At 61.1% G+C, this 23846-nt stretch carries 23 protein-coding genes, 1 tRNA gene, 3 pseudogenes and 2 riboswitches; of the genes and pseudogenes, 10 read left to right on the top strand and 17 right to left on the bottom strand.

Features of this window, described 5'->3' with window-relative positions; genetic code table 11:
- Nucleotides 1-257 precede the first annotated feature (257 nt).
- On the bottom strand, nucleotides 258-1892 hold the full coding sequence (groL, locus tag LRP59_RS04355; protein ID WP_002513189.1) for a chaperonin GroEL: 1635 nt from the start codon (nucleotides 1890-1892) through the stop codon (nucleotides 258-260).
- A gap of 334 nt (nucleotides 1893-2226) precedes the next feature.
- Between groL and LRP59_RS04350 the strand changes: the two genes are divergently transcribed.
- Genes LRP59_RS04350 through LRP59_RS04340 form a run of 3 tightly spaced genes read left to right on the top strand, consistent with a single transcriptional unit; the run spans nucleotide 2227 to nucleotide 4257 of the window.
- Nucleotides 2227-2511, top strand: a complete 285-nt coding sequence (locus LRP59_RS04350) for a DUF3263 domain-containing protein (protein ID WP_002513187.1) — start codon at nucleotides 2227-2229, stop codon at nucleotides 2509-2511.
- Nucleotides 2512-2555: 44 nt separating this feature from the next.
- Nucleotides 2556-3737, top strand: a complete 1182-nt coding sequence (manA, locus tag LRP59_RS04345; RefSeq protein ID WP_252236820.1) for a mannose-6-phosphate isomerase, class I — start codon at nucleotides 2556-2558, stop codon at nucleotides 3735-3737.
- Between the two features lie 37 nt (nucleotides 3738-3774).
- Entirely contained in the window at nucleotides 3775-4257 is a 483-nt protein-coding gene (locus tag LRP59_RS04340; protein WP_002521213.1) for an S-ribosylhomocysteine lyase, read from the top strand.
- 149 nt (nucleotides 4258-4406) lie between these two features.
- On the opposite strand, the gene LRP59_RS04335 is transcribed toward LRP59_RS04340, so the two are convergent.
- Complete coding sequence (locus LRP59_RS04335; protein ID WP_002532667.1) at nucleotides 4407-4886, bottom strand: hypothetical protein; 480 nt, start codon at nucleotides 4884-4886, stop codon at nucleotides 4407-4409.
- A 74-nt stretch (nucleotides 4887-4960) separates the two neighbouring features.
- Nucleotides 4961-5359 (bottom strand): annotated as a pseudogene (locus LRP59_RS04330) (hypothetical protein); the annotation flags it as partial.
- An 832-nt stretch (nucleotides 5360-6191) separates the two neighbouring features.
- Here LRP59_RS04330 and LRP59_RS04325 point away from each other — a divergent pair.
- The 3 genes and pseudogenes from LRP59_RS04325 to LRP59_RS04315 form a co-directional block, all read left to right on the top strand.
- Nucleotides 6192-6352: pseudogene (locus tag LRP59_RS04325) on the top strand (S-ribosylhomocysteine lyase); the annotation flags it as partial.
- Nucleotides 6353-6420: 68 nt separating this feature from the next.
- The gene (locus LRP59_RS04320) at nucleotides 6421-7185 is read left to right on the top strand and encodes a PTS sugar transporter subunit IIA (RefSeq protein WP_148378547.1); all 765 of its coding nucleotides are present in this window, start codon (nucleotides 6421-6423) and stop codon (nucleotides 7183-7185) included.
- A gap of 49 nt (nucleotides 7186-7234) precedes the next feature.
- Nucleotides 7235-8824, top strand: a complete 1590-nt coding sequence (locus LRP59_RS04315; protein WP_002513178.1) for a PTS ascorbate transporter subunit IIC — start codon at nucleotides 7235-7237, stop codon at nucleotides 8822-8824.
- 37 nt (nucleotides 8825-8861) lie between these two features.
- Here LRP59_RS04315 and LRP59_RS04310 read toward each other — a convergent pair whose 3' ends face one another.
- Nucleotides 8862-9050, bottom strand: coding sequence for a hypothetical protein (locus LRP59_RS04310; RefSeq protein ID WP_002533355.1), 189 nt, complete (start codon nucleotides 9048-9050; stop codon nucleotides 8862-8864).
- Between the two features lie 21 nt (nucleotides 9051-9071).
- Nucleotides 9072-9271, bottom strand: a pseudogene (locus tag LRP59_RS04305) (hypothetical protein).
- Here LRP59_RS04305 and LRP59_RS04300 point away from each other — a divergent pair.
- Entirely contained in the window at nucleotides 9271-9423 is a 153-nt protein-coding gene (locus tag LRP59_RS04300) for a hypothetical protein (RefSeq protein ID WP_002513177.1), read from the top strand. The pseudogene LRP59_RS04305 and the gene LRP59_RS04300 overlap by 1 nt on opposite strands.
- Before the next feature lie 281 nt (nucleotides 9424-9704).
- The gene (locus LRP59_RS04295) at nucleotides 9705-11111 is read left to right on the top strand and encodes a hypothetical protein (protein ID WP_002521205.1); all 1407 of its coding nucleotides are present in this window, start codon (nucleotides 9705-9707) and stop codon (nucleotides 11109-11111) included.
- A gap of 90 nt (nucleotides 11112-11201) precedes the next feature.
- On the opposite strand, the gene LRP59_RS04290 is transcribed toward LRP59_RS04295, so the two are convergent.
- From LRP59_RS04290 to cobT, 4 genes are all read right to left on the bottom strand, one after another.
- Nucleotides 11202-11277: transfer RNA gene (locus LRP59_RS04290), tRNA-Thr, on the bottom strand.
- 56 nt (nucleotides 11278-11333) lie between these two features.
- Nucleotides 11334-12098 carry a helical backbone metal receptor gene (locus LRP59_RS04285; protein ID WP_002521204.1) on the bottom strand — a complete coding sequence of 255 codons (765 nt, stop codon included), beginning with the start codon at nucleotides 12096-12098 and terminating at the stop codon, nucleotides 11334-11336.
- Nucleotides 12095-12934, bottom strand: a complete 840-nt coding sequence (locus LRP59_RS04280) for an adenosylcobinamide-GDP ribazoletransferase (protein ID WP_002521203.1) — start codon at nucleotides 12932-12934, stop codon at nucleotides 12095-12097. The genes LRP59_RS04285 and LRP59_RS04280 overlap by 4 nt, the downstream gene beginning before the upstream one ends.
- Nucleotides 12931-14601, bottom strand: a complete 1671-nt coding sequence (cobT, locus tag LRP59_RS04275; RefSeq protein WP_002521202.1) for a nicotinate-nucleotide--dimethylbenzimidazole phosphoribosyltransferase — start codon at nucleotides 14599-14601, stop codon at nucleotides 12931-12933. The genes LRP59_RS04280 and cobT overlap by 4 nt, the downstream gene beginning before the upstream one ends.
- Nucleotides 14602-14717: 116 nt before the next feature.
- Nucleotides 14718-14779, bottom strand: a riboswitch (cobalamin riboswitch).
- Between the two features lie 45 nt (nucleotides 14780-14824).
- Here cobT and LRP59_RS04270 point away from each other — a divergent pair.
- Complete coding sequence (locus tag LRP59_RS04270; protein WP_002513171.1) at nucleotides 14825-15577, top strand: cobalt-precorrin-6A reductase; 753 nt, start codon at nucleotides 14825-14827, stop codon at nucleotides 15575-15577.
- A 19-nt stretch (nucleotides 15578-15596) separates the two neighbouring features.
- On the opposite strand, the gene cobA is transcribed toward LRP59_RS04270, so the two are convergent.
- Genes cobA through cobO form a run of 3 tightly spaced genes read right to left on the bottom strand, consistent with a single transcriptional unit; the run spans nucleotide 15597 to nucleotide 19420 of the window.
- Nucleotides 15597-16373 carry a uroporphyrinogen-III C-methyltransferase gene (gene cobA, locus LRP59_RS04265; RefSeq protein WP_002513170.1) on the bottom strand — a complete coding sequence of 259 codons (777 nt, stop codon included), beginning with the start codon at nucleotides 16371-16373 and terminating at the stop codon, nucleotides 15597-15599.
- 9 nt (nucleotides 16374-16382) lie between these two features.
- Nucleotides 16383-18806 (bottom strand): cobyrinate a,c-diamide synthase, encoded by a 2424-nt coding sequence (locus tag LRP59_RS04260; protein WP_002513169.1) that lies wholly within the window; start codon nucleotides 18804-18806, stop codon nucleotides 16383-16385.
- Nucleotides 18806-19420, bottom strand: a complete 615-nt coding sequence (gene cobO, locus LRP59_RS04255; protein WP_002513168.1) for a cob(I)yrinic acid a,c-diamide adenosyltransferase — start codon at nucleotides 19418-19420, stop codon at nucleotides 18806-18808. Before cobO ends, LRP59_RS04260 begins: the two co-directional genes overlap by 1 nt.
- A 42-nt stretch (nucleotides 19421-19462) precedes the next feature.
- Nucleotides 19463-19577, bottom strand: a riboswitch (cobalamin riboswitch).
- 71 nt (nucleotides 19578-19648) lie between these two features.
- Here cobO and cbiT point away from each other — a divergent pair.
- Complete coding sequence (cbiT, locus tag LRP59_RS04250; RefSeq protein ID WP_002513167.1) at nucleotides 19649-20245, top strand: precorrin-6Y C5,15-methyltransferase (decarboxylating) subunit CbiT; 597 nt, start codon at nucleotides 19649-19651, stop codon at nucleotides 20243-20245.
- A gap of 22 nt (nucleotides 20246-20267) precedes the next feature.
- Here cbiT and LRP59_RS04245 read toward each other — a convergent pair whose 3' ends face one another.
- The 5 genes from LRP59_RS04245 to LRP59_RS04225 are packed head-to-tail and all read right to left on the bottom strand — an operon-like array spanning nucleotide 20268 to nucleotide 23795.
- Nucleotides 20268-20957: a DUF4118 domain-containing protein gene (locus tag LRP59_RS04245; protein ID WP_002513166.1), complete on the bottom strand. Its 690-nt coding sequence runs from the start codon at nucleotides 20955-20957 to the stop codon at nucleotides 20268-20270.
- 52 nt (nucleotides 20958-21009) lie between these two features.
- Nucleotides 21010-21846, bottom strand: coding sequence for an energy-coupling factor ABC transporter ATP-binding protein (locus tag LRP59_RS04240; RefSeq protein WP_002513165.1), 837 nt, complete (start codon nucleotides 21844-21846; stop codon nucleotides 21010-21012).
- Nucleotides 21843-22688: a cobalt ECF transporter T component CbiQ gene (cbiQ, locus tag LRP59_RS04235; RefSeq protein ID WP_002513164.1), complete on the bottom strand. Its 846-nt coding sequence runs from the start codon at nucleotides 22686-22688 to the stop codon at nucleotides 21843-21845. Before cbiQ ends, LRP59_RS04240 begins: the two co-directional genes overlap by 4 nt.
- The gene (locus LRP59_RS04230) at nucleotides 22685-23119 is read right to left on the bottom strand and encodes an energy-coupling factor ABC transporter substrate-binding protein (protein ID WP_002513163.1); all 435 of its coding nucleotides are present in this window, start codon (nucleotides 23117-23119) and stop codon (nucleotides 22685-22687) included. The genes cbiQ and LRP59_RS04230 overlap by 4 nt, the downstream gene beginning before the upstream one ends.
- Nucleotides 23112-23795, bottom strand: coding sequence for an energy-coupling factor ABC transporter permease (locus LRP59_RS04225; protein ID WP_002513162.1), 684 nt, complete (start codon nucleotides 23793-23795; stop codon nucleotides 23112-23114). The genes LRP59_RS04230 and LRP59_RS04225 overlap by 8 nt, the downstream gene beginning before the upstream one ends.
- Nucleotides 23796-23846: the final 51 nt, after the last annotated feature.

Below are 23846 nucleotides of genomic sequence, written 5' to 3'. Positions count from 1 at the left end.
CTTTCCCCCGCGCTTCCTGCTTTGCCGGCCGGGTGGGTGGTTTACTACCCCCCCCCCGCTCTCTTTCGTGCGGGGTTGTTTTGTTCGCGCGGGTTGCCGCGCGGTTGCCGGCCCCGGCCCCGCCCACGTCTGTGCTGGGCCAGCTCTCTCATGTACGCATGCGCACCGCACGAACAACCCCCACGCTTGTAACAAGACAGCGAGGTGGGGCGGCCACTAAGACCGCCCCACCTCAAGTCAGCGAAGGCAATGCAAGATCACATCATGCCGCCCATGCCGCCCATACCGTCCATATCACCGCCGCCAGCGGGAGCCTTAACGGGCTCGGGCTTGTCAGCGATGACGGCTTCAGTGGTGAGGAACAGGGCCGCGATGGACGCGGCGTTCTGCAGAGCCGAACGGGTCACCTTGGCCGGGTCAATGATGCCGGCCTCTACCATGTCGACATACTCGTCATTGGCCGCGTTGAGGCCCTGTCCTGCGGGCAGACCAGCGACCTTCTCAGCCACGACGCCGCCCTCAAGACCAGCGTTGATAGCGATTTGCTTGAGCGGGGCAGTGCACGCGGCCAGAACGATCTGTGCACCGGTGAGCTCGTCGCCCTCCAGGCCCTCGATTTCAGCGGCCTTGGAAGCCTGCAACAGGGCGACACCACCACCAGGGATGATGCCTTCCTCAACGGCGGCCTTAGCGTTACGCACTGCATCCTCAATGCGGTGCTTGCGCTCCTTGAGTTCAACCTCGGTAGCAGCGCCCACCTTGATGACGGCAACGCCGCCAGCGAGCTTGGCGAGGCGCTCCTGCAGCTTCTCGCGGTCGTAATCGGAGTCAGAGTTCTCGATCTCCTTACGGATCTGGGAGACACGGCCGGCGATCTGCTCGGAATCCCCGGCACCGTCGACAATGGTGGCCTCGTCCTTGGTGACGACAACCTGACGAGCGCGCCCCAGCAAGTCCAGGGTCACAGCGTCAAGGGACAGACCAACTTCTTCGGAGATAACCTGGCCACCAGCCAGGATGGCAATGTCATTGAGCATCGCCTTGCGACGATCGCCAAAGCCTGGAGCCTTGACGGCGACAGACTTGAAGGTCCCGCGAATCTTGTTGACGATGAGACCAGCCAAGGCCTCACCCTCGACGTCCTCGGCAATAACAAACAGCGGCTTGCCCGACTGCATAACCTTCTCAAGGACCGGCAGGAGATCCTTTAGCGACGAGATCTTGGAGTTGACGATAAGGATGTAGGGATCCTCGAGGACAGCCTCCATGCGCTCGGTGTCAGTAACGAAATAGGGCGAGATGTAGCCCTTGTCGAAACGCATGCCCTCGGTGAGCTCAAGCTCCAGGCCGAAGGTGTTGGACTCCTCGACGGTGATGACGCCTTCCTTACCAACCTTGTCCATAGCCTCGGCGATGATCTCACCGACGGTAGGGTCGGCGGCCGAGATGGAGGCGGTAGAGGCGATCTGGTCTTTGGTCTCGATGTCGATGGCCATGTCGGACAGACGAGCGCTAACAGCCTGGACGGCGGCCTCGATGCCCTTCTTCAGGCCCATCGGGTTAGCGCCAGCGGTGACATTGCGCAGGCCTTCACGAACCATGGCCTGCGCCAGAACGGTGGCGGTAGTGGTGCCGTCGCCAGCGACGTCGTCAGTCTTCTTGGCGACCTCCTTGACGAGCTCGGCGCCGATTTTCTCGTAGGGATCGTCGAGCTCGATCTCCTTGGCGATGGAGACACCGTCGTTGGTAATGGTGGGAGCGCCCCACGACTTTTCGAGAACGACGTTGCGGCCTTTGGGGCCGAGAGTGACCTTGACCGCGTCGGCGAGGGTATTCATGCCCGCCTCGAGCCCGCGGCGGGCCTCGATGTTGAATTCGATGAGCTTTGCCATGTTTGGGGGATTCCTCCGCTCCGGTGGGCCTGGTAGCCCGTGGACGTCAGATGATGTGGCGGGAGCGACCCCGCATTGTGATTCCCCGTGATGCCCGCGACGGACGATCTGGTGATCTCATCACCGGGAGGACCACTCGTACCGGCGCTCGCAACACCAATCCGGGCGGTAGCACTCTCGCTTGTCGAGTGCCAATGACATGTTTAGCACTCACACCCAGCGAGTGCAAAGAGTTCGTGAGCGGAACATGTCCAGTCGTACTGCCAACGATGACGACGGAGCCCGCAACGTCACCCACCCGTTTATTCCCCGGGATGGCCCCTAAACTGGCACTGTGTCAGATTCCATCACCCCCGAATCCGCAGAGTCCGCCGAGTTGTGCGCCTCGGATCGCGCGATTTTGGACCTTGAGGAGTCCTGGCAAGCCGGGAGTCTGGGCGTTGACAAGGAGACCGCCATTCGCGACAGCCTCGGCCTATCGTCCCCCCGATACCACCTGCGACTCAACGAGCTCATCGACGACGAAAAGGCCGCCCAGTACGCGCCGTCCCTGGTGGGACGACTTCAGCGGGTTCGCAGCCAGCAACGCCGCTCCCGTAGCGCACAACTGCTCAGATGACACCTACGGCGTCGGCAACGATGCGACACGACGAGAGGCACATTATGAAACGCCTGACCGGAACGGTTCGGACGTACTCCTGGGGCTCCTACGATGCGATCCCAGACATCCTCGGACAAGAGGCTGACGGAAAGCCCTGGGCCGAATACTGGCTCGGGGCCCATGAAACCTCGCCGTCGACCCTCGATGGCATACCACTCACCGACTACATCCACGCTCACCCTGACGAACTCGGTGATCGCAGCCGAAAAATCTTCGGTGCCCGCTTACCCTTTCTCCTCAAAATCCTCTCGGCCCACCACCCGTTAAGTCTGCAAGCTCATCCTGACGCCGCGATGGCACGGGCTGGATTCGCTCGAGAGAACCAGGACGGCATTGACGTTGACGACCCCCACCGCACCTTCGTCGACGATTGGCCTAAGCTCGAGATTCTCGTCGCCCTCAGCGATTTTGAGGGGTTGTGCGGATTCCGCGATCCGCACGAGACCCGTCAGCTGTTCGATGAGCTTGAGGTCCTCACCCCGACTGACCCGGTGTTGGGATCGCTGACCGAACGTTCCGGTTCGGCCGCCCTTGCCGAAACCTTCCTCAACTGCCTCGCCGGGGACGACGTACGGCGTCAGATCGTCACCGAGGTGGTCTCAGTAGCCGTCAACCACGTAGGAGAGGACACACCCCTGGGAGAGTTCGCTCGCACCGCCGTCGAGCTCGACGAGTATTTCCCCGGGGACCCCTCAATCCTCGCAGCGCTCATGCTCAATCGAGTTCACCTGAAACCGGGCCAGGCGCTGTCTGTGCCCCCGGGACTCATGCACTCATACCTATCGGGCACGGGCATTGAGATCATGGCTGATTCCAACAATGTCGTGCGTGGCGGACTCACCAACAAGCACATTGACATCGATTCCCTCATCCAAATCGTCTCGTTCCAGACCCAGGAGCCACGGATCATTATGGCGGAGGAGGTAGACCCGGGAATGCGCGTATTCCCGGGCATTGACAACCAGTTCCGACTCTGGCAGCTCGACCTCGACACCACCTGCCCCGCCATGATGCCGGCAAGCGAGCTAGCTCGAATACTCCTCATTACGGATGGGTATGCGGTCTGTTCAGGCTCTCATGGAACTGACGAGATCGTACGCGGTCAGGCCGTCTGGATTCCGGCTGGTGAACGGGTACAAATTGACGGAGACTGCGACGGATTTATTGCTGCCGCCGGGCTTTAACCACAGCTGGCTGGTTGCCCGTGTGGGATTCGTGTCGATGCGAGAGGATGGGTTCATGGCACACAAAATGAACGTCGAGAGTTTCAACCTAGACCACACCAAGGTGGCAGCACCATTCGTGCGTGTGGCCGACGTCAAGCACCTACCCGCTGGCGACACCCTCACCAAGTACGACGTGAGGTTCTGCCAGCCCAACAAGGAACATCTGGACATGCCTGCGGTGCACTCCCTGGAGCACTCCTTCGCCGAGTGCGTGCGAAACCATTCCGACGCCGTCATCGACTTCGGGCCGATGGGATGCCAGACCGGGTTCTACCTCATCATGATCGGAGAACCGGATGTCCCAGGCACATGCGAACTCATCGAGACCACCCTGCGCGACATCCTCAAGCTCGACACCACCCCCGCCGCTAACGAAGTACAGTGCGGGTGGGGAGCCAACCATTCCCTCAAGGGCGCCCAAAAAGCCGCCCACACAATGCTGAACCACCGCGACGAATGGGAACAGGTAACGGCCTGAGGATTCGGCTACCACACCGAGCTCGTCGAGACACACCGCTTGCATCGTCTACCGCTCTCAACTACGAAAATATCGGGTTGTGTTCATCACAGCAGTAGAACCCAGCATGGGTTTCTCGGCGCACAGAAAGCACTCAGCGCCCTACCGGGTCAAGGTTGGTTGGGGGCGTGCTTCTGCCGTTCGGCGGCCCTATCGAGAATGGGTTCGGTAACAGTGGTCATAATCATCACCACAATGCTCGCCCAAAAAGCATAGCTAATCGGGTGCATGAGAGTGGAATAAAACCACCAAAGCACAAGGAACTCAAGAACCCCTTTAAAGACCCTGTTGACCACAGGATGAGTCAAGGGGGCGACGACCCTCGCCAACACCCCCATGAGCAGGGAAACACCCATCCCCAGTGCAAACAGCACTAATCCGCCCAGGACAACAGTCTCCCACGTCCACGGCGAATCTAGATAGCACTCCTGAAACACCAAGGCGAACAACGCTGGAATCATAATGAAGGGGGCCATAACAAGAATAACGATGACGAGAAAAAAGACAATTGCGCCTAACATCCCCAGCAAATCATCGACTTTCTTAGATACTACCACGTCGAACCTCAACCTAGGAAGAAAATGATCCAATCTGCAGCCGCCTTGGCAACGTCGTACGGGATCCCGGCTTTACCTAAGGTGAAAATAATAGGAGCCTTTTCCCATATCTCTGTTTGCTCAAGAACATCTGCGATTTTGTTGGCCCAAGGCCTGATTTTGGCTGGTAGTTTGTGCACGGAATGGCGCAGCACAAAAAGGGCGACCCTGCGCCCCCATGATGTCCAACTATACGTGGATACTTGGTGAGAATTGGCCACTTCCGCTACTGGCATTCCACCATGCCATCGCACAACTTCACGATCACCAACAGCGATACGACCATCGCCGCCATGGGCCAGATCGTTGCGATCCGACAAGGCCTGCGTCGCTAAAGTAACCGTTTGACTCTTGTTAGATATCGACTCCGCATGTGCAACTACAGTCATCGAGCCAGCAGTGCCACTAAAAAGGGCCGCAACGATAACCGTCGCCACCACAGCCGAGACGGACTTCCTTATCCTCATATCGATGCTCCTTTTGTGGGTTACACTGCGCTTCTCAAAAAGAAACCAAGCGTTATTCTTCCCCTGTCTAAAGGTTTTGTCAATACCCCGAGTTGACGCAGTCTCAGCCCTCTGCCTGGGCAGGGCACGTTGCCTCGCGTAAGAATCTCCGACTAGACATGATCGAGTATGGAGTTGACGCGAGCACCGGAAAACATAATTCTGGCACCATTCATGTCAGCGCTGATTCCGCTGCTGCATGCCAAGGGTGAGATCACGCTCACCGATACCCGGGTCACACTCACACCAAATCCGGACATTAGCCATCCACCAGCCGATCCGCGCCCAGCCAGGCTCGTCGTCAGCTCGTCGAAGCGATTGACCACACCGCCAGGCAGTGAGTTTGTTCGCCGCACTGAATGTTCACGACGAGACGGTGATCCCCTCGATCCACCGGCACCACTAAGCAGAAGAGCCTAAGAAATTCCTCCAGAAGATCGACAAGACCACCTCCACGCATGTGGACGTGCACGTAGCATGCGATAATTACGCCACCCACAAGCACTCTTCAGTAAAGACGCAACTAGCCAAGCATTCTGGCCCCATATGCACTTCACTCCGACATACTCATCGTAGATAAACCAGATCGAGCGGCTCATCGCCGAAATCACCCGCGGTCTCCTCCAACGCCCCGATCACCGCACCGTCCAATCCCTAGAAAGAGATTTCTGCAAACTGGGCCAAAGCATGAAACGAAAACTCCAAGCCCTTTATCTGAGCTAAGATCGTCGAAGACATCCTCGAATCCATCGCCAGATATCTGAAACGTATTCAAGTATCAGGGCACTAGGGACTCGTCGAGACCGCCCTGCGCGACATCCTCAAGCTCAATACCACCCCCGCCGCTAACGAAGTACAGTGCGGGTGGGGAGCCAACCATTCCCTCAAGACCGCCCAAGAAGCCGCCCACGCAACGCTGAACCACCGGACCACTGGAAACAGGTAATGGCCTGAAAGCCGTGGCCTTCTACCCTCACGAGGGCGTACGCTATGGCTCCCCCAGCGATGGAAAGGCCCCCACGGTGATTGACCTGACAGACCTCCTGCCTCCAGCCGCCATTCGTCTGAACGCACACGTCAACGATTGGCGAGAAGCTCTCCAGGCCGTCGGGCATCTGCTGGTGTCCACCGACACCGCTACCCCCAGATACACGCAGGCCATGATCGATAATCTCGAGAAAAATGGCCCTTACATCGTCGTCGCCCCTGGATTTGCACTGGCCCATGCCAGACCGGACTCCTCAGTGCTGCGGACAGGCATGTCATGGATGCGACTTGACGAACCGGTGGCATTCGGCCACGAGACGAACGATCCTGTAACTCTAGTAGCAGGACTCGCAGCCACAGACGCCTCTGCCCACCAAAATGTTCTGGCCGCGTTGGCGAGCGCACTGGCCGATCCACACAGACGCAACGCCCTCGACACCGCGACGACTCCCCAGGAGGTCGTGTCGATCCTCTCCAACGAGGCCGGACACCGTTCAGCTGAGGCATCGACATCCCAGAATCTCTTGCTCACGGTCTGCGGCAACGGACTAGGCACCAGTCTGTTTCTTAAGAACACCACTGAGCAAGTCCTTGATGCTTGGGCGTGGACCCCTTACCTGTCAGTCGAGGCAACCGACACCATCTCTGCAAGAGGGCGCTGCAGCGAAGCAGACGCCATTTTGACGTCGGGAGCCATTGCTCAAACTCTCGGTGAGCTATCCATTCCCGTCGAAGTCATCGACGATTTCACATCGGTGTCGCAGGTCGATGCTGCGTTACGCCGCATTTACGACGTCTAATCGCTGACCATCAGTCGCCACGCCTACATCATCCCCGGAGACTAGCCTCATGAACATCGCCCTGGCCATCGTCCAATTCCTCGTAAACGAGATCCTCAGCGTGCCCGCCTTCCTCATCGGCATCATTACGGCCGTCGGACTGGCAGCTATGCGCAAATCCGTCGGCCAGATCGCCGGTGCTGCTATTAAAGCCACCCTCGGTTTCCTCCTCATTGGGGCCGGAGCAGGGCTGGTCGTCAACTCTCTCGGGCCGCTGGGAAAGATGATCGAGGGAGCGCTGGGGGCTCAGGGCGTCGTACCCACCAATGAGGCGATCGCTGGCATCGCCCAACAACAATTTGGATCCCAGGTCGCATGGATCATGCTCGCAGGGTTTCTCATCTCGTTGGTACTGGCCCGCATCACCCCACTTCACTACGTGTTCCTCACCGGGCATCACATGCTGTTCATGGCGACCCTCATCACCATCGTCATGGCATCGACATCGATGCCCACTTCCATCGTCATCGGGCTTGGCTCATTGCTGCTGGGGGTGCTTATGGTGAGCCTTCCTGCCTTGGCTCACCCCTTCACACGAAAGATCACCGGCGGGGAGGACATCGCCATCGGGCACTTTGGCACCTCGGCCTATATCGCCGCTGCCGCCACCGGCCGCTTGGTCGATCCGCACGGGAAAAGCCAGTCAACCGAGAACATAAAAGTTCCCGAGGGTCTGCGGTTCCTCCGAGACTCCATGGTGGCCACGGCACTGTCAATGGTTCTTATGTACGTCGTCGTTGCCATCATTTTCCTGGCTCGCCGTGGCGAGAAGGCCGCATTCCAGACGTTCTCAAAGCCAGCAACCGGCACTGGAAACTACATCATGGCGTCGGTTACTCAAGGGCTCGAGTTCGGCATCGCGGTGGCCGTCATTCTCTTTGGCGTCCGCATCATCCTCGGTGAGCTCATCCCTGCCTTCCAGGGAATCGCCAGCAAGGTGGTCCCCGGCGCCATCCCAGCACTCGACTGTCCCATCGTCTTTCCCTACGCTCAGAATGCTGTTCTCATCGGATTTATCTCGTCGTTCATCGGAGGGCTGGTCGGGCTAACGATCCTCGCGACCGTGCTCGGGCCGGCATGGGGGCTCGCTCTGATCCTGCCCGGGCTTGTACCCCACTTCTTTACTGGTGGGGCTGCCGGGGTCTACGGAAATGCAACTGGCGGACGACGCGGCGCGGTCGCGGGAGCGTTCGTCAATGGTCTACTCGTGACCTTCCTGCCAGCTTTCCTCCTCAAAGTTCTTGGGCCATTCAGCTCAGCCAATACAACCTTTGGCGATGCCGATTTCGGGTGGTTCGGGATACTCATCGGATACGGGGCCAGAACCGGCACCTTCTCAGGATCCATCATTCTCGCCCTCATCGGTGCCACCATCCTTAGTAGCGCCATCCTGGTGCAACGCCGCGCTGGCGGTTGGGACCCGGCTCCGGCACGAGGATCGTCATCCGACGGTGTGACGGCCGTTGTCACCGCCGAGGAGGTGAGCGATGACCCAGACGAGGCCACGCGAACGGCAACAGCATCCACGATTAGCCACCGCCGCATCGCCCCTCCTGTGGGGGCACCAACACCTCCATCCCGGGATGAGTTGGGGTTGTAATAGCCTCCGCGGTCGGTGTCGCAGGAAACGTCAGAAATCATTCAAGCGATAAGGCCATCCTCCGCGGGTCACCGGTGGATCCATGTGGAACCCTATAGATGAGCCACTTGCGTGGTAGCGTCTCGGCCAATAACCAGCGGCAACCAAAACCCTTGTATAAGGATGGTGCCGTGATTAAAACAGACATTTTGAGGCACCATGAGTCGTCACTCGCAGCATCCACCATAGGTTCACCGTATATCCACGATTAACTGACATCGAATGATGTCCTATTAAGAACCAATCGTTGACACAACCAACAGCAAAATGGTTGCACGCACTTCGTCTGTTTGGTGACAAGGGAGACACCAGCAATGCTCATCTCAAAGCGACCCCTAATGCTCGCTGCGACCCTCGTGCCGCTACCGCCATGTCAGCCCCGTCTGCCGTGGCGACATCAATATCCATTGCCGACCCAAGGCAGGTCAGCTTCCAGTAATTCTTATCCCGAACACGGCAATACCACTAACGACCCGAACGTCACCTACATGGTCGATAACGAACTCAACCCGACTCACGCACACACCATCCAGTGCACGCCGATGCCATTCATCGAATGACCAAAACGATCAACGCTAGAACGTAGCTACTCACCAAGGACACGGTTCGTATGAAATCACACAAACTACTCACGTTTGCGGTGGCTGCAATCATGGCTACCTCCGGCCTCAGCACCATGATTCCTACTCAGTCCGCTCTCGCGTCTGGACCATCGCAGAGGACACAGAGCCAACACGTTGGCCCCATGACGTGTGTGCCCTTCTTCGGACGCCCCGGTAGCTCGGGACAACTCCCCCTCGGAGTCATCCCACCAAACTGGGGAACCGACGGTTGGCAACGAATGGATTCCACCAGCCGTTCCGATCTGCCCAGCAAGATTGTGATGCGTGACAACACCGAGGGTTTCAACCAGCGCATGGATTTCGCCCTGCGTGACGGCAAAGTGTACGGACGTTTCCAATCCGAGAATCAGTGGCGTCACATCGACACGCCATCCTGCCTCGACGGACATATCTCAGCCATCTCCGTCAATGACGCCATGCTGGTCGCTGTCGATTCCAACGGTTGGGTGTATAGCCTTAATAATTTGCTCTCCTCTCCTAAGGACTGGGGCTGGTTCCGAGCATGGGGCAGCCCATTCTGGTTTGGCCGTGGGCTCAAGCTCGACAACCACGACCAAGGTTGGTGGGCCCTGTCCCTCATCGACAACCAGACCGACCGCACCTATCGCGGTGTCGACGGTCATGATCACCCAATCTCATTGGCGATGTGCACCGAGATCATGATGGTCTCCAAAGACGGAGCTCACATTTACCAGCACGATCCCTGGCTGCCGAACGACTACTCCTTCGAGGCTTCAACCCCGTACAACTCGAGGTTCCGTGTGCATTCCATGTCCGCGTCGGGGTCAGTGGCGCTGATCACGAATGATCACGGCGACATGTTCACGAGGCTCTGGGACTACGACATCGCCGGGACCGATCCCGCCCAGTTCCGCTACACCTGGCAGGACCAGAGTAATCTTCCCAGTCCTTCCACGTGGCTGCAGGGCAAGGTCGATCCTCGCTACGCTGCCATCAAGCTTCCACCGGCCGGGTGGAAGCATCAGCCGAAGATCCCCGGCGAGATCACCGACAGGCTTACCGTGGTGTCAACCGCTCCCGGATCCCAGAACCGGGAACTTCGTGTCGAGGGACGTCGTGAGGGCCATACCGGTTACTGGTCCAAGATGATTGACGCGAAAGCCTGGAAGTTCGTCCCCACCGGTCAGAATCTCAAGGGCAAGCCCCTTGACAACCCACAGCGCGATACGTCGAAGGTGGATCTCGGATCTGCCAGCGGGGTCAACTACTCGGGAAATCTGCAGAGCAAGGCGAACATCAACATCAAAGACTTCGCCTACCAATCAACGACCCGAACGATCGAGCTCACGGTGGGTGAGAAAAAATATCCGGTAAAGCTCCACTCGATTGACGGCCGTCTCAAGACAACCTTGTCGATGCTGAGCCACCGGGAACGTGGGCTCACGAGCACCCCACGGTACTACGACGCAGCCATCGAGGTTCCTGACTCCTATCTCAACGACCCGGATTTTTCGCCTTTCATGAAGGGATACCTCAAAGGAGAGAAAGTCCATGAGCTTTACCTGGAGGTGACGAAGGATTCATTCAAGGTGATCAACGACAGCCACCCCGAAATCGCGCTACGTACCGGACGAAACGTTTCCACCCTTAACCGGGCGAAGTAACACACCGAGACTCATCATGGCGGCGCTGATGCTTGGGCGTCGGCACCGCCATGATGGCCTGGGCGTGGTCACGACTCTAGCTAAGGAGTATGGAGCCTCTGACAGGAATCGAACCCGCGACCATCGCTTTACAAGAGCGGCGCTCTACCAACTGAGCTACAGAGGCATGTCACCTCGCGGTGACGTGGAACATTGTGGCACATATCGCCGATGCGGCGTCAATCACCTCAATGCCGAGGCGAGGTAGCGACGCGCACCCACCATGGACGGCCCGTACCACGCGAGCTTCTGGCCATCGACAAGACGCACGTCGAGGCCAGGAAAGGCGGATACATCGTCAGGACCGAAGTGGTATGGCTCGTCGGGAAGAATAACGCGATCCGGATGGGCCGCAGCGATGTCAGTCAGCTCGACGTGGGGGTACCGGGACTCCCCCGGCAGGTCGACCAACTCTATCCCGACACGCCTGAGCACATCAGAGATGTAGGTGTCCTTCCCCACACAGATCCAGGGATCCCGCCAGACCGCCGTCACAGCCGAAAGTACCTCATCGCGGCACGGTTCACGCCATTCCCGACCGGCTTCCTCCAGCCACTGTGGGCACCTGACGCCAAAGCCTTCCTCGAACAACCTCGTCAAGCTGGAGATGGCCTCCTCAACGGTGTCGATGCGTGTCACCCACACTGCCACCCCGGCCTCGCGCAACAAGGTGACGTCGTGCTCGCGGTTCTCCTCCTGGTTGGCCACCACGAGGTCCGGTCGAAGGTCGATGATCGCCTTGCGATCCGGGTTCTTGGTGCCCCTCACCCTAACCACTTCGTGCCCGACGATTTCCTCGAGATGAGTCGGACGGATGCAGTAATCGGTACAACCCACCAAGACATGTGGACAAGTCATCGCGATAGCTTCGGTAATCGACGGCACCAAGCTCACCACCCGCTGGACAGGTCTCGCTACCGAAGCCTTCACACCAAGATCATCGATCATGACACCACCGCCACGGTCAACGCCGTCAGGACCCAAAACGTCATCTGCGTCACCTCATTAATGCTTCCAAAGGTGTCACCCGTCATCCCGGACAGGCGTCGCACTAGGTGATGAATCCATCCTCGCGCGATAAGCAAGGTCAGCGTGGCACAGCTGACCGTTACCAAGCACCACATCCAGCCTCCAGCCACCAATCCGGCTAAGGCACACACGCATCCCAACGCCGTGAGGTTGATCGCCGCAGACCTCGGCGTCGTCACTCCCGCGACTAAAGACCCGAACCCGCCCGGACGGGCACACGGCACTCCGGTCATCGTCGCGAGAAGGATCGCCGCACGAGCCAGCGCAGGGCCAAGTCCCACCAGAATCGCCACGCGCCACCATGCCCCCGAGCCAACTGTCCCAGCCAGACTCACCACAGCGGCCGCGTCAACAAGTAGCACCAGCACGATACTCATGACGCCCATCGGCCCGATATCGGACTTCTTCATGATCATGAGAGCCTTCTCCGGCGCCGCCCGGGATCCCAAACCATCTGCGGTGTCAGCGACCCCGTCCAGATGGAAGCCGCCCGTCGCGCCGGCAAGCCAGCACAGCGCTAGCACTCCGGCAAGCCACGGCCCGACCCCCAGTCCCAGGGCCAGGGCGACGATCCCTCCCGCCACCGCGCCTAAACACAGACCCAGCCACGGGAAGGCGGTAACGGCACGACGGGCTAGTGGACGGTCAATGTCGTTCAGATATGGCCCAGGCAAGATCGTAAAGAGAGACAAAGCCTCAGCAACTCCACGCAGTGGCCCGAGTCTCCCAAGATCCGGATGCTGCTCGTCCGTCATGCCCACCTCTTGGGGATCCCGGCCACACACATCCACACTTCGTCGCATGCTTCCCCAACGGCGGCGTTGAGTCGCCCCAACTCGTCGCGGAAGAGCCGTCCAGCCGGGGTGTCGGGCACGACCCCCATCCCCACCTCGTTAGAGACAAAAATGACGTCACGCCGGGTTCCACGGATGGCGCTGGTCAAGTCATCAACGTGGCGTCTTAGGTCGTCCTGCCAGGCTTCGTCACCAGGAGCGGCAGCCCAGGCGCCAACCTCGTCAAGAATCCGAGTGATCCACACCCCAAGGCAATCCACCAGTACCGGGGAGTCGTCGTCGGCCAGCAGCACTGAAGCGATGTCGGTGGTCTCGACAGTCTGCCACGTGGCCGGGCGCCGAGCTTGGTGCAGGCGGATTCGCTCCTCCCACTCCGCGTCGCCAGGGTTGCGCTGGGAGGTTGCAACATAGGTGACACGGGAATCGCGAGGCAGCCTCGACTCGGCAAAGGTCGATTTTCCCGAGCGGGCACCCCCAATGACAAGCATCCGACAAGGAGGAACACTCGTCTCGACGGTATCGGGAATCTCGGTTTCCCCGCTCACTTTGATGTCGATGACCTCAGCGTCCTCAAAGGTGGCCATCTCGTTAAGGATGTGAGCGCTTGCCTGCACGATCGGTAGAGTCAGGATAGCCCCGGACCCCTCTCCTAACCTCATACCAAGGTCCAACAGAGCGGGCAGGCCCAGGGCAGAGGTCGACGCCGTGATTCCTGGCTCGGCACCGGCGTGACTCGCGATGATGAAATCTCGCGCTTCGGGACAGATCGCGGTGGCCGTCAGGGCGGCAGAACAAGCGATAACACCGTCAATGAGCACGGGGGTCCGTGACGACGCTGCCGCCAGAACAAAACCGGCCATGGCGGCGTGCTCAAAACCTCCCACCTTCGCCAAGGCCTCAACCGGATGTTTGGCCTCGGGTCGATTAACCTGCAAGGCGCGAGCGACGACTCCGATCTTGTGCTGGTGACGACGATCATCCGACCCGGCTCCCCTCCCGGTCACCTCGGCGGGCGGCAACCCGGTGAAGACGCTAATGAGGGCCGACGCCGGGGTGGTGTTGGCGATTCCCATCTCTCCGGTGACAAGGATGTCAGCCCCCTGCTCGACGGCCTCCACCCCAGTCTCAATACCGACCTCAAGGGCCTCAACAGCCTCGTCGAGACTCATCGCCGGGCCTTGGGAGATGTCGTCAGTGCCGCGACGCACACACCGCTGCCGAATCGCGGCGTCTACCTGGTGGCGGGCGCCGACGTCAGTGATCCACAGCTGCGCACCCATTTGGCGCGATAACACGCTGATCGCCGCCCCACCAGCCGCCATATTGATCATCTGCTGGGTGGTGATTTCCTGAGGATCAGGGGAAACACCTTGCGCCCATACCCCGTGATCACCGGCAAACAACCCGACAACTGGATGGCTCGGCACCGTCACTGGCACCTGCCCGTACATTCCGGCCAATCGAATCGACAGATCCTCCAACAGCCCCAGCGACCCCTCGGGCTTGGTGAGTAGCTGCTGACGGGCTCGAGCCGCCTCCAAAGCTTTCGCATCAGCTCCTCGGATGCCTCGCACCGTGCGTGCAAGCAAGCTTTCGGCGGATAGGGATTCGGGCAGGCGGGCCATCATGCTCCATCGTCGGGGACGCCGCCGCATCCCCCGGGTCTGTGTCCTCGCAGGCCTGGGCGCCGCGCGCGTGCGCCGCAGTGGTCCCACCCCGGTCGGGGTGGGTGAGCGCGGTTCTGGTCTGACTTCGCCCGAGAGGCGACACAGTGGCGGGACCGTCCCGGATTCGCACCGGTGTTCCACCGCGATTGAGGCTCATTGTTCCACAGGCTGGTTTGATGGACTCATGGACGTCCTCATTCTCGGCGGTACGACGAAGGCCCGGCAGTTAGCCACCCGATTGTTCGATGAGGGGGTAGACCTGTGCAGCTCGTTAGCGGGGCGTACGAAGTCCCCCCGGCCAGTTCCTGGCCCGACTCGGGTGGGTGGTTTCGGCGGCGTCGACGGTCTCAAAGAATTCCTGACTGATAACGAGGTCAAAGTCATGGTGGATGCCTCCCACCCCTTCGCCGCAGCTATGCACGGCCACGCCGCTCAAGCATGCCGCGACCTCAACCTTCCGCTGGCACGGCTGGCACCACCAAGCTGGCGCGCCCAACCTGAGGCAGCCACCTGGCACTGGGTTGACGACCATGACGGTGCTGCTCAAGTCTTAGCTGACTTACCCGACGTCATCCTGCTGACGGTGGGACGCCAACCCCTCAGCCACTACCTGAGACTCGGCCCCCGTCGGGTGATCGTGCGCTGCGTCGATGCCCCCGAGGAGGAGCTTCCCGCAGGCTGGACGGTACTGCGGGAGCGTGGACCGTTCACCCTCGACCGCGAGCGAGAGATTTTCTCGCAGGGTGTGGCTACCCTCGTCTCCAAGGATTCCGGAGGCACCTGCCTCGACCCCAAACTCAGGTTGGCGGCCGAAACCGACGTCCAGGTCGTCATGGTCTCACGTGGTCCGGCGCCCGGCTGGGGGGATGAGCTCAGCACAGTTGACGACGCAGTGCAGTGGACAGGCGACCACATCGCCACCGTGATTGAGCAGTAATCCCTCACGGAGCACTATTTCAGTGATCAGACGGGGCGTGGGCCTGGGTCTCGTCGAGGTCAAGCCCGGCGACATCGCCGACGACGGTGATGGCCGGCGGGTTGATCTCGGCTTCCGCCATGTCTTCGGCTGCCTTCTCGAGAGTCGTCGTCAGAGAACGCTGGGTGGGAAGTGAGGCATCGGCAATAATGGCGACCGGTGTGTCGCCGGCCAACCCGCCGTCCATGAGGCGGGTAGCGATGTCGCCAATGTGGGCCACGCCCATGAGAATCACCAGGGTAGTGCCCGTCTTGGCGATCTGGGCCCAGTCCAATTCGGACCGGGTATCGCCAGGGGCGACGTGACCCGAAACGACGGTAAATCCCTGCACCATATGACGATGTGTCAGCGGAACCCCCATGAGCTCGGGACCGGCTACGCATGAAGTGACGCCGGGGATGATGCACACCGGAACGCCAGCAGCAGCGCAGGCCTGCCACTCCTCGCCACCGCGGCCAAAAACGAAGGAATCGCCGCCTTTGAGGCGCACCACCTTACGCCCAGCCTTGGCGTGCTCGATAAGCAGTTCGTTGGTGCGCTCCTGGGGGACGTAAGGCCCGCGCGGCACCTTACCGACCGGGATCCTCTCGGCCTGGGGATTCTCATCCATGACGGCAGCTGGGGCGAGCCGGTCATAAAGTATGACGTCGGCCTGGCGCACCGCCTCAAGTCCTGCGACGGTCAACAATCCGGGATCACCAGGGCCACCTCCGACGAGAGTGACGGTGCCGGGAACGAGGTCTGCGAAGTAGGTCATTGATATTCCTTAGTTGCGGTGTGCTGTCAGATCGGAGAGAGCTCGAGCCAGCTCGGCATGAATATTCGAGTCACGGACTGCAAGCCTGATCCAGGTGGGCCCGAGCCCGGGGAACGTCTCCCCCCGCCTCACCGCGAAACCACGCTCGGCAAGGGGCTGGCGTATCGAATCCCCGCTGAGAGACGATGTGTTGACCAAAACAAAGGGAGCCTCGGAGCCAACAACGCTCAGCCCGAGGCCTTTAAGCTTGTCGACGAGGTCGGCGCGGGCGGCTGGGATGTCGTCGCGTAACTCGGTCCGAAAACGTCTAGCCTCTTCGCAGGTGCACGCGATCATGGCTGCAATTGCTGGAGTCGACACCGACCATGGGGTCTGGTGAGCTGCCAACTGTGCGACGAGCTGTGAATCACCGACGACATATCCAGCCCGGATTCCAGCCAGACCGTAGGTTTTTGTCAGGGAGCGCAGGACGAGGAGGTCGTCCATATCGCTTCCAATAAGGGACTGGGACTCATCGGTGGCGTCCATGAAGGCCTCGTCCACGACGAGGACCCTTCCGGGGCGGCGCAGAGCCAGCAGGTCGGTAGCCAGGTGCAGTCTGCCAGTGGGGTTCGTCGGGTTCCCGACGACGACGAGGTCGGCATCGTCGGGGACGAGGTCCGGGTCGAGGGCGAACCCATCGGACACGTTAAGGATGTGCCGACCGACGCTAATCCCGGCCGCTCTCAGAGCAGCTTCGGGCTCGGTAAACTGGGGGTGGACGACGATTGCGTGACGAGGTTCGAGGGTGGCGACCAGCGGGAAAGCCTCTGCAGCACCTGCGGTGGGCAGCACCATGTCGGTAGGCACCCCGTGCATGGCCGCCAGGGCCTCGCGACCCGGCGTGGCGTCGGGGTAACGGGCCCAGTCATGCTCGGTGGAGATGATGGCGTCGCGAAGCCACTGCGGCGGCTCACTCACGCGGACGTTGACGGCCAGGTCGACCAGACCGTCGGCGATGTCACGATCCCCGTGATGGTTGAGATCGGGCTCAACGACTTGATCACCTCGACTCTCGTGGAACTTCGTCACCTCGCTGGCAAACCACGCTGCTTGGGTGGGCTGACCGGCCCAGTGCAGGTGCAGGTAGGACGCCTGAATCGTGGGTCGGCCCAGCCCCGCCGGATCTCCCAAAGCTCCCTCGGCGCGGTCGGTGCCGTCGGGCATCGTGATGTGCCACGCCGGGTCGAGGTCGGCCAGCGGAGTCGTCGTGGTGCGGTGAAATTCGTGGCCGACGACACTGATGGAGTCACGTGTAGCGACGCGGTACCCCATCGTGAGCCGCTTTGCCATGGCCGCATCCATCGGCAGCACGCCAGCCATCTCGTGCCCGTCAAGGTGACGGCATAGATACAACAACCCGGCGCACTCGGCGACGATCGGCATCCCGGCCTCAGCGTGGGACCGTACGTCATCCGCCAGCTCCGAGTTGGTTTCCAAATCGGTGGCATGCATCTGAGGGAAGCCGCCTCCCAAATACAGTCCTTGGATGCCGTCGGGAAGGCGCCGATCAGTAAGCGGATCAACGTCGACAACCCGGAACCCTGCCGCTACCAGCATCTCGGTGGTCTCGGGGTACCGGAAGGTGAAGGCCCGTCCGGCGAACATACCCACAAGCGGCGACTCACCGAATGGATGACCTTGCCAGCCGGCGGATTCCAGGGCAGCGGCGGGATCCCACGGCTCGACGTCGAGGCCGGGGGCAGTAGCAGCCAAATCCATGACAGCGTCAAGATCGACGTATTCGGCAATGAGGTCCCCCAGCCCGGCAACCTTGGTCGCGGAGTCTTCCCATTCCCCCGCTGGCACCAGACCGAGGTGGCGCGACGGCACAAAGATCGACTCGGTACGCGGGATCTGACCGAGCACCGGGATGCCCAGTTGGGCTAAGCCCCGAGCGACTTCGGCACCGTGACGGGGTGAGGCCACCCGGTTAAGAATCGCCCCCGCAACGGTGACGTCAGGATCGAACGTCGCCAAACCGGCCACGATGGCGGCATGGGTGAGTGAAGCATGCGCGGTGTCAACGACCACGACAACCGGAGTTCGGGTCGTCGTGGCGATCTCGGCGCTGGAGCCACGGCCAGTCCCAAGCTGGCCGTCGAACAGCCCCATAACCCCCTCAATAACCGCAACATCGGCCGGATCAGGGGTGACGAAACCGTGGGCTAGCAGAGGGGCCATGAGCTCGTCACCGCACATCACGGAGTCGAGGTTGCGACCGGGACGTCCACTCGCCATCGAGTGGTATCCGGGGTCGATGTAGTCCGGTCCGACCTTGAAAGGCGCCACCGTCCGGCCACTGGCGCGAAGAGCTGCCATGAGACCGGTAGCAACAGTCGTCTTGCCGCCACCCGATGCCGGGGCGGCAATAAGAATTCGTGGAAGGCGCATCACCACTCGATTCCCGCCTGGCCGCGCTGGCCAACGTCAAACGGGTGTTTGATCTTCGTCATCTCGGTGACGATATCGGCCACCTCGACAAGCGCATCCGGTGCTCGGCGTCCGGTGATGACGACGTGCTGAGTTCCCGGGCGGTTGACCAAAGTCTCGACGACTTCATCGACGTCGAGCCACCCCCAGTCCATTGGGTAGGTGAACTCGTCAAGGAGGTAGAAGTCGAGGGCCTCGTGCGCCAACAGATCAGACACGTGGCGCCATCCTTCCCGGGCGGCCGCCTCAGGGTTCTCCGCAGCATCAAAGGATCGTGTCCAAGACCACCCGGTACCCATCACCTCCCAGGTGACCGGCCCTCCGACACCGGTCTCCTCATGCAGCTGTCCGAGCGCCCGAAGAGCATCTTCCTCACCGACGTGCCAGCGCCCGGACTTCACGAACTGAAAGACCCCAACTCGCCATCCCCGATGCCAGGCACGCAGCGCGGTTCCCATGGCCGCCGTCGTTTTCCCCTTACCCTCACCGGTGTTAACCACCAGCACCGGGCGTAATCGCCGCTGCCTCGTGGACAGTCCGTCGTCGGGTTCGGCACTAGTGCGCGCGTGCGGCATGGATGACCTCCTTCGGGTCCGCGCCCGTGGTACCGCGGCGTTTCCGCGACTTGACTTGCGGGATAGACCTGGCTTGCGCTGGGACGCTCACAGTGGCGGGACCGCTCCGGATTCGCACCGAATTCCTCCCCGCGAGTCCCCTTGATTGTGTCACACAGGCTTCGGCTCCCCCACCCCGCGTTGGCCCGGATCCGGGGGCCAGCTTGCGCACTAGCCTAGGCTTCACCCATGACCCACGATCCTGATACCTCTCTCCTCGGACGTACCCCCGGCCTGGCCGAGGAGCATTTCGCCCACGACGGACTTATCACCAAGCACGCGGTACGAGCTGTCGCGCTGGCAGCCCTGCGGCCCATGCCTGGTCAACTGCTGTGGGACCTCGGGACCGGAGCCGGGTCGATCGCGGTGGAATGGTGCCGCACCGACCCGACCTGTCGGGCGATCGGGCTAGAACGCAAGGTTGAGCGGGCCGCCAACGCACGTACCAACGCGTCCGAGCTCACCCTTCCGGGCCAGTTCGACGTGATCGACGCCGATCTGGCAAGGGGGCTGCCCGAGGGGCTTCCTGACCCCGACGCGGTGTTCATCGGCGGTGGAGCCACCAAGGCCCTGGTGAATCAGTGCCGGCCACGACTTCCCATCGGTGGTCGGCTGGTCGTTCACGGTGTCACCATGGAGGCCGAAATGCTAGTGGAGACCCTGCACTGTGACCTGGGCGGTGATCTCATCAGGTTCGGAGTCGAAACCGCCGATGTCATCGGTCGGTTGCACGGCTGGAAGCCAGCTCGCACCGTCGTGGCGTGGACCTGGCAACGCACTGAATAACGTGCCCGATCCTACTGGGCACTCAGCTGATCTGGGAAGCGAGCAAGCAGGCGGCACGCATCTGCTCGGCGGTGGGACGCACGTGGCGCGATGCCGCCGAGATACGGATGTAACCACCGGCCGCGGGGAAACAGATGAAGCGATCGGTCGGGAACCCCACCCGAGAGGGATCCTCCAAACCGACGTCGGTGCGCATGGCGGTGGCGTCCTGAATGACAGCCTCCCCAGACGGTGGAGTTCCATCCACCCAAGCTCCGGCCTCAGCCCCGACCAAACCGGCCAGACGCTGGGCAACCTCGTCACGGCTCATGTCTCCCGACCTCGCGTCCAGAGCATAGGTGACATATCCCTGTCGCCGCTCAGCCAAATCTGAGGCCGTCAGCGCCCACCGCGAAATGCCCGCGATAGCGGCACCGACGACGAAGAGCGCAATCGTCACCTCGATGTCGGGACGCGAGGCGATCTTCATGCTCCGGTAGGGGTAGGTGAGGAAGAAATCAAAGCCGATGGCACTAACGACGATGACGAGGACGTCGACGAGCCACGACCCTCTCAAACAGACGATGACAATGACGAGGACGAGCACGAGAGCCGCTGCCGGAGCGACGAAGACGTCGATGAGGGCGCTCAACACCGCGCACACGGCGATCGGCACGGCGACGGCGCCGATGAGCAGCGCAGCACTCGACGATGACCTGTTCATGGGGTCCATCGAACCACCGCTGCGCCCAGACTGCCAAGATCGCTGCGCAGCACCTTGACCATCAATTCGAGGGAACTGGCGCGGGACTGTCGGATAGCATCGCCACAACCTCGTCCATCGTCCTGGGAAGGCCCCGAACACCGAGACGCCGGGCGAGCTCGAGGGGCCACGGAAGGTGCAGGTGTGCCCGTCCCACCATGTCGGCATCAGCAAGTAACTCGTCGATCGGTCCTTGGTGCACCTGACCATCGACAACGACGAGAGCCTCCTGGGCCCACGCCAGAGCCAGGTCGACGTCGTGGGTGGCCATCGCCACCGTCGTTCCGTGATCGCGCAGCCGATCCAGGGCCTCCAACATCTGGGTGACTCCAACCGGGTCAAGTCCGGCGGTGGGCTCATCAAGGAGCAGCAGATCCGGGCGCATGGCCACGGCACCGGCAACCGCGACCCTCTTGCGCTCACCGTAGGACAGTTGGTACGTGGCACGCTCAGCCAGGTGACTGGCCCCAAGCAGTTCTAGGGACTCGGAGACCCGGTCACGCACCTCGTCAACGTTGAGGCCCATATTCATGGGGCCGAAGGAGACATCCTGGCTGACATCTGCGCTAAAGAGCTGGTCGTCAGGGTCTTGCAGCACAAGCTGGACGGCTCGTCGGTGCTCACGAAGCTGGGCGCGTCCGTAGCCGACAACGGTGTCGCTTCTCTTGACGTGGCCCTTGGCGGGTTTGAGGGAACCGGACAGGCAGCGCATGAGGGTCGTCTTACCGGATCCATTAGCTCCCAGGATCGCTACGCGAACCCCGGCGCGAAAGGAGACATTCACGTCGGTCAGTACCATCGGACGGCCCGGGTGGGTGGCGTACAGGTGCTCGGTCGACAGCAGGACCTTGGCACTCATCTGAAAATCCTTCCGGTCGTCGTCCAACTGATCACCCACAGGACGGCGATGACGATGACGACGATGATCTTGTATCGCACCGAACCGGTGCGTTTGATGGGCAAGGTGGCCAGTGCGGCCTCGAAGCCGCGATTAACGAGTCCATCGTTGAGACGGTTAGCCCTCGTCCATGCCCGGATCCCGACCGATCCCAGCAGAGCGGCCGTGTTGTTCATGCGCCGATTGAACCCGCTGAATCGTCCGGCCGGGGTATCGCCAAGGCGGGCGTGCTGGGCCTCACTGGCTGTGACAACGGTATCGAGTAGCACGAAGATGAGTCGGTAGGTCAAGGAGGCGATTTCCAACAACGGATCAGGGATGTGGAATTTCCGCAGCCAGGTGAGGAGATCAACCATCGGCGTGGTGACTGCCAGCACCATGAGGGTGAGGGTGCCGCATACGCCGTGTTCGATCAGGGACATCGCCTGGGCGCTGGAAACAGGTCCGATGCTGAACGCCCCGGCATGCCACCAAACCGTTCCAACCGGGGTGGATCCAAGACTGACGAGAACGGAGATGCCGCCAATGACGAGGAAGACGAGCGGGGCGACAACGGCCTGCCACAGCACCCGTCCAGCAATGCGGGCTGGCCCCAGGACGACGATCACACTGATGATCCCAGCCAACAGAGCCCCGGGCCAAATGCCGGAGCCTACCACCGGCCTCACCCACCGGGAGGTCTCCATTGACGGGGTGCACAGGGCGGTCAGGAGCAGGGCTGTCGACAGGGCGACTTTTTCCCCGACCGGGCGACGCCGCCAGGGGGAATCCCAGGCGGCGTCGTCGAGAGAGGTAATTGTCATGACTTCGAAGTCGACGTGTCCTCCGAAGAGGTGACGGCGGCCTGCGGCACGTCGTCGACACTGTTGAGGTCGGAGGCGCGCTCAGCCTCCTCACGACCCTTCGCACGGCCACTCATGCGACCCAAGGCATATCCAACTATGCCGGCACCCAAAGCTGCCTGGAGAGCGAAGAGACCGGACTCGACTTCAGAGGAGTTCGGCTCGAAGATCGGTTCGATCCACTTCTTGGCACCGGCCTTCTCAGCGGCCTCGGCGGCAGCGTCGTCAGTTCCTCCGAAGCCTTCCTCGCCGCCGCTGGTCTTCTTGGCACCCAGGACCATGCTGATGACGAAAAGGCCAACCACGAGGACGATGATGACCGGGGTTACCCACTTACTCTTGCTAGTCAGGGAGTTGTCCTGATGGGCCTTCGCAACAGTGCTCTCAGGCATGAGCCACCTCCGGGTTGTCGTCGAGGACGCCGAGCTGCTTGAGCTGCGGGGCGGCGACCTTGGCAAGGAAACGGAACAACAGGATGCCGACGAGGCCCTCTATGAGAGCCAGCGGGACTTGGGTCATGGCGAAGATGCCGAGGAACTTGCCGACAGCTCCCCAGAAGCCACCGGTGGCATCCGGGAAGGCAAAAGCCAGCTGGAAGCTAGTCACGACGTAGGTGATGAAGTCGGAGAAGACCATACACAGGAAGATCGCTAACGCGTCAGGCCCACGTAGTTTCTTGGTGAGCTTATAGAAGGCGTACCCAGCCCACGGTCCCGCGATAGCCATCGAGAAAGTGTTGGCTCCCAGGGTGGAGATTCCCCCGTGAGCCAGGAGCAGGGCCTGGAAGATGAGCACGATCATCCCCAGGAAGGCCATGACAGGCGGTTTGAACAGTGCCGCCCCAACTCCCGTTCCGGTGGGGTGCGAGGACGATCCCGTAACGCTGGGCAGTTTGATGGCCGAGAGCACAAAGGTGAAAGCGCCCGCGGTAGCTAGCAGAAGCTTGTTCTCAGGGTGCTCCTTAACCTCTTTGACGACCCGGTAGCCGCCATGAATGACGAACGGTGCAGCTGCGGCATACCAAACCGCACATTGGGCCGGCGAGAGAACCCCCTCAGCGATATGCATGGGGTGTCATCTCCTTTCTCGGGAGTCGCGTCCCGTCCTGGAAAGGCCTGA

It is taken from the genome of Cutibacterium sp. 37298 (assembly GCF_023838685.1).
In the GTDB taxonomy this organism is placed as follows: Bacteria; Actinomycetota; Actinomycetes; order Propionibacteriales; family Propionibacteriaceae; genus Cutibacterium; species Cutibacterium acnes.
The sequence above is the reverse complement of the archived record's forward strand: the minus strand, read 5'-3'. Positions and strand labels throughout refer to the sequence as shown.